Origin of the sequence: Microbacterium sp. CCH5-D1 (assembly GCF_001557335.1) — a bacterium.
Classification (GTDB): domain Bacteria; phylum Actinomycetota; class Actinomycetes; order Actinomycetales; family Microbacteriaceae; genus Microbacterium; species Microbacterium oxydans.
In genome coordinates this window covers 1-13,542 of sequence record NZ_LSJW01000110.1, presented here as the reverse complement: position 1 = coordinate 13,542, position 13,542 = coordinate 1, and the positions used below count along the sequence as shown (strand labels likewise).

The 13,542-nt window shown below is 68.2% G+C and carries 15 protein-coding genes; 4 read left to right on the top strand and 11 right to left on the bottom strand.

Annotated features, from left to right (window positions below; genetic code table 11):
* Nucleotides 1–659: fumarylacetoacetate hydrolase family protein (locus AX744_RS07210; RefSeq protein ID WP_061016025.1), on the bottom strand; the 659-nt coding region annotated here is incomplete at its 3' end.
* Nucleotides 660–727: 68 nt separating this feature from the next.
* Between AX744_RS07210 and AX744_RS07205 the strand changes: the two genes are divergently transcribed.
* Nucleotides 728–1,411: a hypothetical protein gene (locus AX744_RS07205; RefSeq protein WP_157543539.1), complete on the top strand. Its 684-nt coding sequence runs from the start codon at nucleotides 728–730 to the stop codon at nucleotides 1,409–1,411.
* Nucleotides 1,412–1,524: 113 nt separating this feature from the next.
* On the opposite strand, the gene AX744_RS07200 is transcribed toward AX744_RS07205, so the two are convergent.
* Genes AX744_RS07200 through AX744_RS07165 form a run of 8 tightly spaced genes read right to left on the bottom strand, consistent with a single transcriptional unit; the run spans nucleotide 1,525 to nucleotide 8,349 of the window.
* Complete coding sequence (locus tag AX744_RS07200; protein WP_061016019.1) at nucleotides 1,525–2,205, bottom strand: polysaccharide deacetylase family protein; 681 nt, start codon at nucleotides 2,203–2,205, stop codon at nucleotides 1,525–1,527.
* Complete coding sequence (locus tag AX744_RS07195) at nucleotides 2,202–2,582, bottom strand: hypothetical protein (protein WP_061016017.1); 381 nt, start codon at nucleotides 2,580–2,582, stop codon at nucleotides 2,202–2,204. Before AX744_RS07195 ends, AX744_RS07200 begins: the two co-directional genes overlap by 4 nt.
* A gap of 5 nt (nucleotides 2,583–2,587) precedes the next feature.
* Entirely contained in the window at nucleotides 2,588–3,424 is an 837-nt protein-coding gene (locus AX744_RS07190) for a class II fructose-bisphosphate aldolase (protein WP_061016016.1), read from the bottom strand.
* The gene (locus AX744_RS07185; RefSeq protein WP_061016015.1) at nucleotides 3,418–4,197 is read right to left on the bottom strand and encodes a DeoR/GlpR family DNA-binding transcription regulator; all 780 of its coding nucleotides are present in this window, start codon (nucleotides 4,195–4,197) and stop codon (nucleotides 3,418–3,420) included. The genes AX744_RS07190 and AX744_RS07185 overlap by 7 nt, the downstream gene beginning before the upstream one ends.
* A complete protein-coding gene (locus AX744_RS07180; protein WP_061016014.1) occupies nucleotides 4,181–5,188 on the bottom strand; it encodes a D-2-hydroxyacid dehydrogenase in 1,008 nt (335 codons plus the stop codon). The genes AX744_RS07185 and AX744_RS07180 overlap by 17 nt, the downstream gene beginning before the upstream one ends.
* The gene (locus AX744_RS07175) at nucleotides 5,185–6,096 is read right to left on the bottom strand and encodes a carbohydrate ABC transporter permease (RefSeq protein ID WP_082738437.1); all 912 of its coding nucleotides are present in this window, start codon (nucleotides 6,094–6,096) and stop codon (nucleotides 5,185–5,187) included. The genes AX744_RS07180 and AX744_RS07175 overlap by 4 nt, the downstream gene beginning before the upstream one ends.
* A 10-nt stretch (nucleotides 6,097–6,106) precedes the next feature.
* Nucleotides 6,107–7,048, bottom strand: a complete 942-nt coding sequence (locus AX744_RS07170; RefSeq protein ID WP_082738436.1) for a carbohydrate ABC transporter permease — start codon at nucleotides 7,046–7,048, stop codon at nucleotides 6,107–6,109.
* Nucleotides 7,048–8,349 (bottom strand): ABC transporter substrate-binding protein, encoded by a 1,302-nt coding sequence (locus AX744_RS07165; protein ID WP_231728755.1) that lies wholly within the window; start codon nucleotides 8,347–8,349, stop codon nucleotides 7,048–7,050. The genes AX744_RS07170 and AX744_RS07165 overlap by 1 nt, the downstream gene beginning before the upstream one ends.
* A gap of 184 nt (nucleotides 8,350–8,533) precedes the next feature.
* On the opposite strand from AX744_RS07165, the gene AX744_RS07160 reads away from it, so the two are divergent.
* From AX744_RS07160 to AX744_RS07150, 3 genes are read left to right on the top strand one after another with little or no spacing between them, the layout of a single operon-like run.
* Nucleotides 8,534–9,442, top strand: coding sequence for an SIS domain-containing protein (locus AX744_RS07160; protein WP_061016013.1), 909 nt, complete (start codon nucleotides 8,534–8,536; stop codon nucleotides 9,440–9,442).
* Nucleotides 9,442–9,774, top strand: a complete 333-nt coding sequence (locus tag AX744_RS07155) for a hypothetical protein (protein ID WP_061016011.1) — start codon at nucleotides 9,442–9,444, stop codon at nucleotides 9,772–9,774. The genes AX744_RS07160 and AX744_RS07155 overlap by 1 nt, the downstream gene beginning before the upstream one ends.
* Complete coding sequence (locus AX744_RS07150; RefSeq protein WP_061016009.1) at nucleotides 9,750–10,733, top strand: carbohydrate kinase family protein; 984 nt, start codon at nucleotides 9,750–9,752, stop codon at nucleotides 10,731–10,733. The genes AX744_RS07155 and AX744_RS07150 overlap by 25 nt, the downstream gene beginning before the upstream one ends.
* Nucleotides 10,734–10,749: 16 nt before the next feature.
* Here the strand turns inward: AX744_RS07150 and AX744_RS07145 are convergent, their stop codons facing one another.
* Both AX744_RS07145 and AX744_RS07140 read right to left on the bottom strand, forming a co-directional pair.
* Entirely contained in the window at nucleotides 10,750–12,072 is a 1,323-nt protein-coding gene (locus AX744_RS07145) for a flavin monoamine oxidase family protein (RefSeq protein WP_061016007.1), read from the bottom strand.
* Between the two features lie 89 nt (nucleotides 12,073–12,161).
* Nucleotides 12,162–13,542, bottom strand: a 1,381-nt coding sequence (locus AX744_RS07140; RefSeq protein ID WP_061016005.1) for a Na+/H+ antiporter NhaC family protein, incomplete at its 5' end; no start/stop codon positions are given.

Sequence of the window (13,542 nt, the reverse complement as noted above, 5' to 3'; positions counted from 1 at the left end):
AAGGCGAGGATCGTGGGCACGTCGAAGATCATCTCGGCCGTGTCGTCTTCCTGCAACCGCTCGCCGTTGACGTCGGCGTAGATGCGGTGGCCCTCGGGGGACCCGAACTCCTCGGGCGTGACCAGCCATGGCCCGAGCGGGGTGAACGTGTCGAACGACTTCCCGCGCGTCCACTGCACGTCGCCGAACTGCACGTCGCGCGCCGACACGTCGTTGGCGACGGTGTAGGCGGCCACGTCGTCGAGCGTGGCCGGCGTCTCGCCGCCGCAACGACGGCCGATGAGCAGGGCGAGCTCGGCTTCGAGGTCGACCCCCTGGGTGAGGTGGTCCGGCACCACGACGTCTGCCGTGGGGCCGGTGATCGAGGTCGCGTACTTCGCGAAGGTGAGCGGGCGTTCCGGCTGCGTGATGCCCGTCTCCGCCGTGTGGTCGACGTAGTTCAGACCCACGGCGATGATCTTGCCGACTCCGGCGACCGGCGCGAGCAGTTCGAGGGCGTCGAGATCGATCTCGGCCCAGGCGTCCGTGTCGCCGGCGCGTGCGCCGGCAAGCGCGAGCAGCGCGTCGTCGGGATGCGACTCCGGCGCGAGCCGGGACACTCCGGCGTCGGTGATCACGATGCGCGGCTTCCCGCTGACGAGTGCCCTGGCGATTCTCATGCTGCTCCTTCGAGTGGTCGTGAAACACATGCTGTCACAAACACCCACAAATGAGCAAGAATAAGCACATGCTTTCAGAAACAATCATGACGATCGGTTCGGATCGACACACCTCCGGCCCCGTCTCTCTCGCCCAGGGGGTCTACGGGACCCGCGGAAACCTCGAGCTCGTCGCCTGCGACACGGCGGACGGCCTCTGGGTGTTCTGGTTCAACGCCGACCACCCCGACGATCCCCTCGACACCCCCGATGTGCCGCCGGGGCGCTGGAGCGCGGGGCTCTCCTTCGCCTCCGGCCGCCGATACCTCGACGCGCAGATCGTGCAGTCGACGCTCGGTCCCCATCACCTCGAGGTCCTCGCACGGAACGACGAGGGCTCGCTGGAGAGCTGGTTCTGGTCACCCGGTCCCGGATTCGCTCGGCGTGACACGGATGCCGCGGCATCCGTGTCACGGTTCCGACTGACCCACCAGGACGGTGTGCTGCGCGTGGACCTAGCCCGGGAGGACGGCACGACCGCCGTGCTCTCCTCCGGGGTCGACGGCTATCCCGACCGCACCTGGATGCCCGTCGACGAGCCGGCCGACGTCGACGACGCCCTCGCCGCCGCACTGCTGTCACGGCACGGGATCTCCGACGTCGTCGAGGGCACCGCCCGCGCAGCGGATTCCACGCGCCGGGGAGGCACCATCGAGCTCACCTGGCGCGACCGCAGCGGACGCATCCGTCATCTCGGCCTGCCCTCCACCTGAGGCGCGGCAGCCGCACACGAGACCACGCGTCCCGCGCACGCTGACGCCTCCCTCGCAGGAATCGGGGCAGCACTGCGAGGGACGCGTCGTACGGCAGAAGCCGACCGCGCGGCTCAGCTCACGCGGTGGATCATCGTGTTCGCGAACTGGTAGCGGTAGCCCGCGTCCTTGACGGCCTGGTCGTGTCGGGGGCTCTGTCCGTACGAGGAGCCGTGCAGCCAGACGAAGGCCGGCGCTTCCTGTCCGGTCACAGCCTCGAGCTGCGCCTTCGATTCCACGACCTCTCGAAGGATGTCCTCGTCCGACAGGGTGGTGTCGAACCCCTCGTGATGAGCGGTGTGCGGGAACACGACGTGGCGCTTCGAGACCTCGGCGACCTCGTCCCAGCTCATGGCGATGCGGCCGCCCCGGGTGTCCTCCTCGACGAGCGAGATCCAGTGCGCCCGGGCGAAGGCCTCCTGGTGCTCCGGGTCGCAGTCCACGAAGGACGTCGCGATGGGGAACCAGCCGGTGAGCCCGTACTCGTCGCACAGGGGCGCCGCGACCGAGATCGAGTTCCGGTAGCCCTCGTAGAAGACCGGGATCAGCCCGGGCTTGTCCTTGTGCCACGTGCCCGTGTCGAACAGCCGGTCGAGGTCTTCGAGGGTGACCGGCGCGTAGTCCCTGGCGAAGCCGGCGAGCTCCTTCTCCAGCTCGGCCCGTGCGCCGCGCGGGGTCGAGTGGTAGTTCACCACACGGATGAAATGACCGTTCGACAGCTGCTCGCGCTGGACGTCGAAAGAGGGCTTGGTCATGCGTTCTTTCCTTCCTCGGCGGCGGCCGGGGTGTCCGAGAGCGGTGCAGCCCCCGGTGCGAAGTGGGTGTAGCCGAGCACCTGCATCGCCGTGATGACGGCGCCCTCATCGTCGACGCGCGCCCAGGGCACCAGGGCATCGCGGTATCGGTCGAGGACGGCGAGGAACGCCGTCCCCTCCGCCTGCTGCGCCGAGGATGCGGCGACCGGGATCGGGCCGCGCTCGTCTGCGAGGCCGAGGACCATCGGGATGCCCTCGCGCTCGAGGCGTCGATCGTGACACGCACGCATCAGGCCGACGATGTCGCCGGCCTCGAGCAGTGCGGCTGCACTCGGCTCGCCGTCATGCGACGAAGGGCCCTGCACGGTTGCGGACATGGTTCCTACCTCTCCGGGGTGGGGTTCGAGATGACGCCGAGCAGATGCGCGACATCGCTGGCAATGGCACCCCTCGCCGCGCGCAGTGCTCGGCGGGGGTCGACGCTGTCGGCGAGCTCGGCCCGCAGTGCGTTCGAATAGGCGGCGGACAGCTGGGTGCCGACGTTGACCTTGCGGATACCGGCGGTCACGGCCGCACGGATGCTCGCGTCGTCGACGCCGGACGATCCGTGCAGGACGAGCGGAACGGGCACGGCGGCGGCGAGGCGCGCGATCAGGTCGACGTCGAGCTGTGCCGTGCGACTCGTCATCGCGTGCGACGACCCCACGGCGACGGCGAGGGCGTCGACACCTGTCGCGGCGACGAACGACGCGGCCTCGGTCGGATCAGTCCGCACGCCGGGTGCGTGCGCGCCGTCCTTGCCACCGATTTCGCCGAGCTCGGCCTCGATCCACAGACCGGCCTCGTGTCCGCGGGCGGTGACGCGCGCCGTCGAAGCCACGTTCTCGTCGTACGGGAGCGTCGAGGCGTCGAACATGGCGGAGTCGAATCCGAGGTCGGCGGCCTCCAGTACCAACTCCTCGGACTCGCAGTGATCCAGATGCAGCAGGACCGGCACGGAGGCGTCGTCGGCCAACGCCCGACACCCCGCGGCGATCGGCGCGAGGGCACCGTGGAAGCGCACCGCGTTGTGGCTGACGGAGAGGAGCACGGGTGCCCCCGCGCGCTCCGCGCCGACGACGATCCCCTCCGCATACTCGAGGGTGATGACGTTGAATGCGGCGACGGAGGGCAGGCTCGCGCCCAGCCCCACCGCCGAGAGGGCGGGTGGGATCAGCATGTCTCGACGGTCACCCCCGCACCGCGCATGAGTTCGAGCAGCTTCGGATCCGCACCGTCGTCCACGATCAGCCGGGAGATCCCGTCGGTCGGGACCAGCCGCGCCGGACCCCGCCGCGCGAGCTTCGAGTGATCGGCGAGGACGATGAGCTCTCGCGCCGACGAGGCCAGGGAACGGTCGGTCTGCGTCTCCGAGAGGTTCGTCCCGGTGACCCCCATCTCGGCGTCGACACCGAACGCGCCGGTGAACACGCGATCGATCCCGAACTCGTCGAGCCCGGAGATCGTGAGGTGGCCGAGCAGGCTCATCTCCTGTCGCCGCAGCAGCCCGCCGAGCACGATGATGTCGATGTCGGGGGTCTGAGAGAGACGGCCGACGACGGTCAGGCTGTTCGTGAGAACGGTGAGCCCGGGGATCCCGCCCAGGAACGGCAGCATCGCCTCCGTCGTGGTCCCGCCCGTGATCAGCACCGTCGAGTTCGGCGTGATGTACGCGGCGGCGGCGCGGCCGATACGCTGCTTCTCCTCGGCGAAGGCCACCTCGCGCTGGGGGCGGAGGGGCTCCACGTCGTCGTCGACCTGCGCCGCACCGCCGTGGACGCGCTCGACGAGCTTCTTGTCCTGCAGCTCGTTGAGGTCGCGACGCACGGTCGAGGTGCTCACGCCGAGCATCTTCGCCATCTCGCTGACGGATCCGGCCCCGTAGGTACGGATGTAGTTGAGCAGCTCGCGCTGACGCTTCGGCCCGATCAGGGGCTCAGTAACCGGCTGCACGATCCACCTCATTCAGCAAAGGCCGATTCTCGGCCAGACGTTTCAGATTCTCGACGACGAGGTCGAGTGTCTGTGCATGATACTGCGGGGCGAGCCCCGCGACGTGAGGCGTCACCAGTGCGCCGCTCTCCGTCCACCACCCGGACTCCGGCCCCAGCGGCTCTTCGTCGAACACGTCGACGGCGACGCCGCCGATGCGTCCGGCCCGCAGCCGCTCGAGCAGCGCCGCCTCGTCGACGATGCCGCCGCGCGCGATGTTGACCACGCACGCCCCCGGCGGGAGCAGGTCGAGCTCCTCCGCGCCGATGAGTCCGCGGGTCAGCTCGGTGAGGGGCACGACGACCACGAGGTAGTCGCTGCGGCGAAGCACCTCGTGGAGCCGGCCGATCGGGAACAGCTCGGCCGGGTCATCGTCGATCGACTGTCGTCCGGTGTCGAACTTCTCCGCCGCGGCGGCCCTCGTGCCGGATCGGCTGACGCCGAGCACATTCATGCCGAACGACGTGGCGAGACGCGAGATCTCCCGCCCGATGCGGCCGTACCCGATGATGCCGACCGTGGCGCCGGGCAGCTGCCGAGGGGTGAGGGAGGCGAGCCGGTCGGCGTTCGACGGCCAGACGCGACCCTGTCGGTGCTGCACGATCGCCGGCATGCGGTGCGCGAGCTCGAGGATCGACATCAGCGCGTACTCGGCCATCGGAACCGGTGCGATGCCCCCGAGGGTCGCGATCGGCACGCCGCTCGTCCAGAGCGAGGATCCACGCACATGGTCGACGCCCGAGGTGTCGAGCTGCACCAGCCGCAGCGACGGAACGTCCTCCGCCTCCGGGAGCCACTCGCTGGTGTGCAGGAGGTCGACCTCTGCGAGGACGCGCGCGTCCGGCGTCTCCCCCGGCGCGAGGCGGTGGATCGCCACCTGCGGCATCCTCTCGGCCAGTTCGTCGAACCAGCTGTCCGGCAGGGGCAGCGAGCACAGATAGGTAAGCGTCATTTGATCCCGCTCCGGGCGAAGCCCTGGACGAAGTACCTCTGGAAGAAGATGAACAGCAGCACCATCGGCAGCACCGAGATCAGCGCGAGCGCCATGATCGCGTTGTAGTCGGGAGACGTCTGGTTCTTGAGATACAGCAGTCCGATCGGCAGGGTGAACAGCTCGTTGTCGTTGAGGGCGATCAACGGCCAGGCGAAGTCGTTCCAGCTTCCCATGAGTGTGAGCAACATGAGCACGGCGATGAGCGGCTTGCAGAGCGGGAGCACGACCTGCACGAAGATGCGCAGGTGACCGGCGCCGTCGATGCGGGCCGCCTCGATGATCTCATCGGGGATGCCGATGAAGAACTGCCTGGCGAGGAAGATCCCGAACGCGGCGGCGGCGCCGGGGAGGATCACGCCCCAGTAGGTGCCGTAGATGCCCAGCCCGGAGACGAGCTTGAACTGCGCGACCATGATCGCCTGCACCGGGATCATCATCGTGGCGAGAGCCAGGAGGAAGACCGCGTTGCGGCCCCCGAACCGCAGCCGCGCGAAGGCGTAGCCCGCGAGCAGGTTCACGGTCACCGTGAGTGCGGTCACGATCACGCCGATCACGACGGAGTTCCCCAGCCAGTCGATGACCGGAACCCTGTCGAACACCTTGACGAAGTTGTCGAGCGTGATGGTGCTCGGCCAGAGGCGGAGCCCGGGGAGGAAGACTTCGCCCCGCGGCGAGAACGCGAGAACGAGCATCCAGTACAGGGGGAAGATGACGATGAGCGCCACGACCGACGCGATCAGCGTCCGCCAGACTATGCCCTTCCGTCCACTGCTCTGCCGCCGCCGGCGCCGCTGCACCCGCGCGGCGCCGCGCTCGCCGAGCACGGCGGCGTCCGCGATCTGAAGGACTGTGGTGGTTTCAGCCATGTTCTCGTCCCTACTCCGCCAGGTCTCTCGTGTTGCTCGTCTTCCACTGGATGAAGGTGAAGATGAGCGTGATGATGAGGATCACGATGCCGATCGCGGCTCCGTATCCCTGCTCCCTGATCTGGAAGCCGTTGCGATACGCGTAGGTCACGAGCACCGATGTCGCGTTGCCCGGGCCGCCTCCCGTCATGACGAAGATGAGGTCGAACACCTGGAAAGAGGCGATGACGTTCATGATCAGCAGGAAGAAGGTGGAGGGTCCTACGAGCGGGACGGTGACCGAGCGGAACTGCTGCCAGCGGCTCGCACCGTCGATCCGCGCCGCCTCATAGAGCTCCGGCGAAATCGACTGGAGACCGGCCAGGTAGATGATCATGTTGAAGCCCAGCCGGAGCCAGATCGCCACGATGATGACCGAGATCATCGCCGGTGTCCCCTGGGACTGCCATCCGATCACCTCCAGTCCGAGCGCCTGCAGGACCTTGTTGACCAGGCCGTTCGACTCGTAGAACAGCACCACGGCGATCATGCCGGAGGCGACGCCGGAGATGACCATCGGGAGCACGATCATGGTGCGGAACAGCCCCCGCGCCGGCAGGACCGAGTTGAGCAGCACAGCGAGACCGAGCCCGCCGAGGAGTTCGAGCGGCACGGTGGCGACGGTGAAGACCACCGTGTTGAGCAGGCTCTGCCAGAAGACGGGATCCGAGACCAGCGTGGAGTAGTTGTCGAGTCCCACCCATTCCGGGTCGCCGAAGCCCTTCGTCTCCTGGAGGGAGATGATGAGCGCCCAGACGATCGGGACGAACAGGAACACGGACATCAGGACGAGATTCGGTGCGGCGAATGCCCAGCCGACGAGAGACTCGCGCAGCCGGGCGGCCCGTCGCCCCGCCCGCGGCCGGGGCGAGGCGACAGCGTTGCCCCGGTCGCGGGTGGAGAGAGCGGTCATTACTGAGCGGCTTCCTCGATCGCGGCGGACAGATTCGCGAGCGTCTTCTCGGTGGACTGTCCACCGAGGAAGGCGGCCTCGAGCTGATCCTGTAGCGCCGTGTTGATCGCGGCCATCGCCGGAGAGGTGAGCTGCTTGACGTCACTCGGCTCGATCGTCGCCGCCTGGTCGACGAACACCGGCATCACGTCGGGACGGACCTTGAACTTCACCGTGTCGCCCTCGAGGTCGATGCGGGTGGGGAGCTCGTTGGTGTTCGCGCAGAACTCACTCATCGCATCGGCCGAGACCATGAACTTCAGGAACTCGGCGGCGAGCTCGGGGTTGCTCGTCGTCTTGGAAGCGACGAGGGCGTTGCCGCCGAGATCGGTGGCGCCGCGCTCATCCCGCGGCATGGGGATCGCCGTCCACTCGAAGTCCGCGAGGGCGTCGATGTCCGGGACCAGGAAGGAGCCCATGAAGGCCATCGCCGCCGTCCCCTCGGTGAACGTCGAGTCGGCGTAGATCGTGCCCTTGGTGGAGCTCGTCGGCGGGACCCACTGCTTGTCGAAGAAGCTCTTCGTGAAGTCGACGGCCGCGGCGCCCGCGGGCGAGTCGATCGTGGCCGTGGTCCCGTCGAGGAACGTGCCGTCGGCCTGGAAGAGCCAGCTGAGCCAGCGCGGAGCGCCGCCGAGCTGCCAGTTGTAGACGAAGGGGAACTTGTCGGAGGGGAGCGACGAGCGCAGCTTGGCGGCGACGTCGGCGAACTCGTCCCACGTCCACGCGTCCTCCTGCGTGGTGGGCAGCGTCGCCGGGTCGATGCCCGCGTCCGACAGCATCGCCGTGTTCACGAGCACTGCCGAGACGTCGGTCTGGTGAGGGACGCCGTAGGGCACTCCTTCATAGGAGACCGCTTCCCACATCGCGGGTGTGAACTCGGCGATCTCGTCGTCGTCGAAGTACTCGCTGAGGTCGAGCAGCTGATCCTGGCTCGAGTACACGCCGAGGTTGCCGTAGTCGACTCGGAACAGGTCGGGCGCCTTGCGGGAGGAGAGCTGCGCGTCGATGTTCGAGAACATCTGGTCATAGGGGACCACGTTGAGCTTGATGTCGACGCCCTCGTGATCGGCCTCGAACTGCGAGATGAGGTCCTTGAAGGTCGCTTCCTCCGACTCGCTGCCCCAGGTGGTGAAGGTCAGGCTCTTGTCGCCGCCCTCGTCATCGGAACCGCCGCCGCCGAATCCGGCGCAGCCGGAGAGCACCAGGGCGCTTGCAGCGCCGAGTCCGACAATGCCGGTGAGGCGTTGATTTCTGATTCTCACGCTTCGATCTCCTTCTTTGGTCATCTCCGCACGCAGCTTCGGGCACTGCACGCCTTGTCTGTTGTTGCAGTATTCAACAAACGGCGCATTCCGTCAAGAACTTTCATTCTTTGCTCATTTCTGATTGAATCTGCACAGATCGTCGCCACATGCGCGACGGCGGAGATATTGAAGGACCATCGAGATGAACGAGAGCAACGCAGGATCAGGCGCGACGACACGGGCGGAACTCATGAGCCAGCCCGAGATCTGGCAGCAGGCGCTCGATCTCTCTGAGCGACACCGCGAACTCCTCCCGCTCGAGGGCGAGAAGGTTCTCGTCATCGGCTGCGGCACCTCTTATTACATCGGCGATTCCTACGCGTATCTGCGCAACGACGCCGGCCTCGGGCGCACCCGTGCAGCGATCCCCAGCGAGCTGGACTGGATCGACGACGACGAGCACATCGTCGTCATCTCGCGCTCCGGCACCACGGTCGATGTGGTCGATCTCGTCGAGCGCTACAGCGCGACGCACCGGATCACCGCGATCCTCGGCGACACCGATACGGCCCTCGGGCGCCTCTGCGCCGACCGCACCGTGCACCTCGACTTCGCCGACGAGAAGTCCATCGTGCAGACTCGCTTCGCGACGACGGTGCTCACCACGCTCCGCGCCTCTATCGAACAGGCTCCCGCGACGCTCGTCGACGACGCCCGCTCCGCACTGGCGGTCGAACTCCCCGCGGATCCGGCCCAGGTGCAGCACATCGTCTTCCTCGGACACCGGTGGACGATCGGACTCGCCCAGGAGGCTGCGCTGAAAGTGCGCGAGTCCGCGGGGTTCTGGACCGAGGCGTACTCGATGTGGGAGTACCAGCACGGCCCGATCTCCTGCGCCGGGCCGGACACGCTCGTCTGGTTCCTCGGCGATGCCCCTGATGTGGTCGCCGACGACGTGCGCTCCACGGGCGCCGCGGTGTACGTGAACGACCTGGATCCGCAGGCGAACCTGCCCCTGGTGCACCGTCTGGCCGTGGATCTGGCCGCCCTGCGCGGGCGCAACCCCGACACGCCGCCGTTCCTGAACCGTTCCGTGCTCGTCACCGACTGATGCCGCTCATCACCGTCGCTGCCCTTCCGCACCCCGAGGAGCTCAGCCTCCTCGAGGGGCTCGCCGACGCCGTCGCGGATGCCCTCGATCTCGGCGCCGGAGACGTCATCGCGATGTCGGTGCCCGTACGCACGACTGCGGTGAGCGGCCGCGTCGGGGCCGTCTCGTCGGCGCCGTGGACGCTCATCAGCATCCACGGGTCCGATCGTGGGACAGACAGGATGCGGCTCGCCTGCGACGCGGCGCGTGCCGCAGCCGCAGACTGGAGCAGTCGGCACGAGGCCGACAGAGAAGGAGTGTGGTGCGAATGGCTGCTACCGCAGCATCCGTAGGTCAGCTGCTCGTCGTCGGCGAGCTGTGCGTCGACCTGATCATCGAGGTCGACGACGAGATCCGCTTCGGCCAGCACGAGCAGATCGTTCCGCGGACGACGCTGACGATGGGGAGCTCCTCCGCCATCACGGCGTGCGGCGCGGCGGCGCTCGGGGTTCCCACGCGGCTCATCAGTGCGCGCGGGGACGACACGTTCGGACGGTTCCTCGACGTCGAGCTGACCGACCGTCGAGTCGATACCTCCGGGGTGCGCGTGGACGACTCGCGTCCCACCGGCGCGTCGACCCATCTGACCCGTCCGAGCGGCGATCGCGCCATCCTGACGTCTCTGGGTTCGATCGGGACGGTGACCGCCGCCGATGTGACCGCCGAGGATCTCGCGCACGCCGTGCACGTGCACGCCGGCAGCTACTTCCTCCAGCACGATCTCCACGCGGACGCGCCGGCACTGTTCGCCGCCGCCCGCGCCGTCGGTCTGAGCACCTCGCTCGACGGCAACTTCGATCCGGAGCAGCGGTGGGACTCCGGCATCCTCGACGTGATGCCGCATGTGGACGTCTTCTTCGGGAACGAGGAGGAGCTGACCGGGATCACCCGCACCCCGGACATCTCGACGGCGATCGAACGTCTGCTGGCGCTCATGCCGGACGGCGCGGTCGTCGTGGCCAAGCTCGGCGGGGACGGGGCCGTGGCCGTGCGCCGCGGCGAGAACCGGCTCGAGCGGGTACGAGCGGGCGTTCCCCCACTCGCAGCGCCGCTGATCGACACGGTCGGCGCGGGCGACACCCTGGCCGCCGGCTTCCTGGCCGCGCGAATCCGGGGGATGCCGCTCGCGGACACCATCGCCTTCGCGGTCGCATGCGGCACCGCGTCCACGCGGGGCAGCGGCGGCGTGGGAGCACAGCCCGACATCGACACGGCGAGCGCTCTCGCCGCCCAGGTGACGCTCGCGGTCTGATCGCCGGGGCGACGCCCTAGGTGTGCGCCCAGAGTCGCTCGATCGGGACAGCTCGACCGAGGATCCGCTCGGCGGCACGATGCCCGGACAGCATGGCCGCCGGCACGGTCGCGGGGTCATCCGTCCAGGTGGCTTCACCGGCCAGGTGCAGCCGCTCGCCGATGGGCGTCGCGAGGTCGTCGTGGTCGGATGTGGTCGACCCCGGCTCCATGTACGCGTAGGATCCGTGCGAGTACGCGTCGTCCTGCCAGGCCGTGCGAAGCACGCGGATCGGCTCGACGACACGGTCTCCGTACAGCCGGCGCAGCTGTTCGAGCACCGAGGCGACGACCTGCGAATCGCTCCAGTCGCGGGTGGCGGTCGCGGCCGGACCCGCGGCGAAGGTCAGCAGGGTGGACTCACCGTGCAGAGCGGTGAGGTCGTACCAGGAGTGCCACCATCGGCTCTCCGGTCCCTGCTGCCGGATCGCGTAGACACCCTCATCCCAGAACCGGTCCGGGAAGCGCAGGAAGACCTTCTCGAAGGCGTTCATCCGAAGACGCCCGAGGGCCTCCGCATTCGCCGCCGGCAGGGGTGGCACGATCTCGACCGCCCCCGCCTGCAGCACGCCGACCGGGACCGTGACGACCGTGGTGTCGGCCGAGAACGTGCCGTGGGCGGTGTCGACGCGGATGCCGTCGGACCAGTCGATGCGGGTGACGACGTGCTCCAGGCGCACGTCCAGTCCTTCCGCGAGTCGAGCGGGGAGAACACCATAGCCGTCCGGGAACACGACCTCGTCGCCGTCGATCGTGTCGTCGTCCAGACCGTGGGCGGCGAGCTCCTCGATCCATGCCCCATACTGCTCTTCCGACCGGTGCTCCAGATACTCCCGTACCCGCTGGGTGCGGGCGGCGTCCCAGCCCTGGCGTTCCAGCGCCGCCTCCGTGACGTCCCGGTAGGAGGCGTCGGCATGGGACGCGGCGATCACGTCCACGAGAACCGCATCGACGGCGTGTACATCGGCCGCGAACGCCGCCGCATCGTCATCGGACAGCCGATGTCCGTCGGGGCCGTAGTACGCGATGGGCCTGCTGTCGACCTGGTAGCCGCCGACCGTGAACTCGACCGTGCGCATCCCGAAGGCGGCGGCCGCGTCCGCGACGGGACTGTCCGTGACGCCGTGGATCCACGAGGCACCGAGATCCGTCACGGCGGCGCTGCGGTCGGTGTGCACGCGGCCCCCGATCCGGTCCCGCGCCTCGAGCACGACGACCCGGCGCCCGGCGTCCTGCAGCAGCCGCGCCGCACTGAGGCCGGACACCCCTGCTCCGATCACGATCGTGTCGACGTGCTCCACGGCGCTCCTCTTCTCCGACCGTCTATTCCTGTCTCCGAGGGCGGACGGTCCCCGTCCCGCCAGGATACCGCCGGGACCGGCGGCGTTTCTCAGAGGAGAGTCACCCCGGCGAGCCCGGTGATCAGATACAGCACCAGAGAGATCCCGGCGGCGATGCCGGCGTAGGGCAGGATCGCGATCATGAGGTTCAACGGCTTCAGGTCGGTCGACCTCGAGGCCAGGATGATGCCGTCGCCGTACAGACAGGTGGTGCTTCCGAGCGCGGCGCCGGAGAACACGGCCGAGGCGGCGAGGATCGGGTCGACGCCCATCGCGAAGGCCAGCGGCACGACCAGGGGCGTCACGACCACCGCCAGATCCCAGAACGAACCGGTCGCGTAGGCGTAGACGCCGCAGACCAGGAACACCACCGCAGGAAGCAGAGCACCGTTCATGAAGGGTTGCGTGGCGCCGATCACGAAGTCCGCGAGTTCCAGTTCGATGTTGATCTTCTGCACCATGAACGCCAGCACCGACAGCACGACCACGAAGAGCATGCTGCCCACGCCCTCGAAAGCCGCGTCGAGGACGCCCTTGAACGTGATCCGGCGCTGCACGAGATAGAGGATCAGCGCCACGATCACGGCGGCGGCCGTGCCCTTGAGGATGTTCACGTCGGTCGCGATCGTCACGACCACCATGATCACGACCGGGATCAGGAAGTTGAACGGCAGTGGGCGCGCGGTGCCGTCGTCACGGGTGGCCGTGGCGACGGCGGCCGCCGCCTGCGGCTCCCCCGCGGCGTGCCCACCGGCATCGATCGGAGGAAGCTCCGTCGCGGACGAGGCGGACGATCCGACACCGACGCGCGCGGCAGCCTCGTATCCGGCCGGGAAGACGTCTCCCGTCGCCAGTGCCCGCCGGTTGTCGCGACGCGTCGCACCGAGCAGCGGGAAGACCCCGGACACCAGCAGGGCGACGATGATCAGCGCGATCCAGCCGAAGAAGATGAACGGAATCGCCCTCAGGTAGGCGCCGAACCCGCTCCCGTTCACCGTCACGCCCTCGGCCTCGAGGAGGCCGGAGAAGAAGAACGCCCAGGTCGAGAACGGGATCAGGACGCAGATGGGCGCCGAGGCCATCTTCACGATGGTCCCCAGCAGCGTGCGGGGGACCTTGTAGCTGTCGGTCACCTTGCGCATCGCCGTGCCGACGACGAGGGCGCTGAGGTAGTCGTCGATGAAGAGCACGATGCTCAGCAGCAGCGACAGCACCATCGACTTGCGGCGACTGTTGACGAACCGCTCCGTCCAGCGCGCGAAGTCAGTCACGGCGTTCGAGTGCTCGAAGAGCGTGAGCAGGATGCCGAACAGCACCACCAGCATCACCAGCCAGTGGAGCGTCTCGTCGGCCATCGACTCCTCGAAGAAGCCGTACCAGGAATCGAAGAACCCCCAGCCGCCGACGAGGATGGCGCCGGCGACGGTGCCG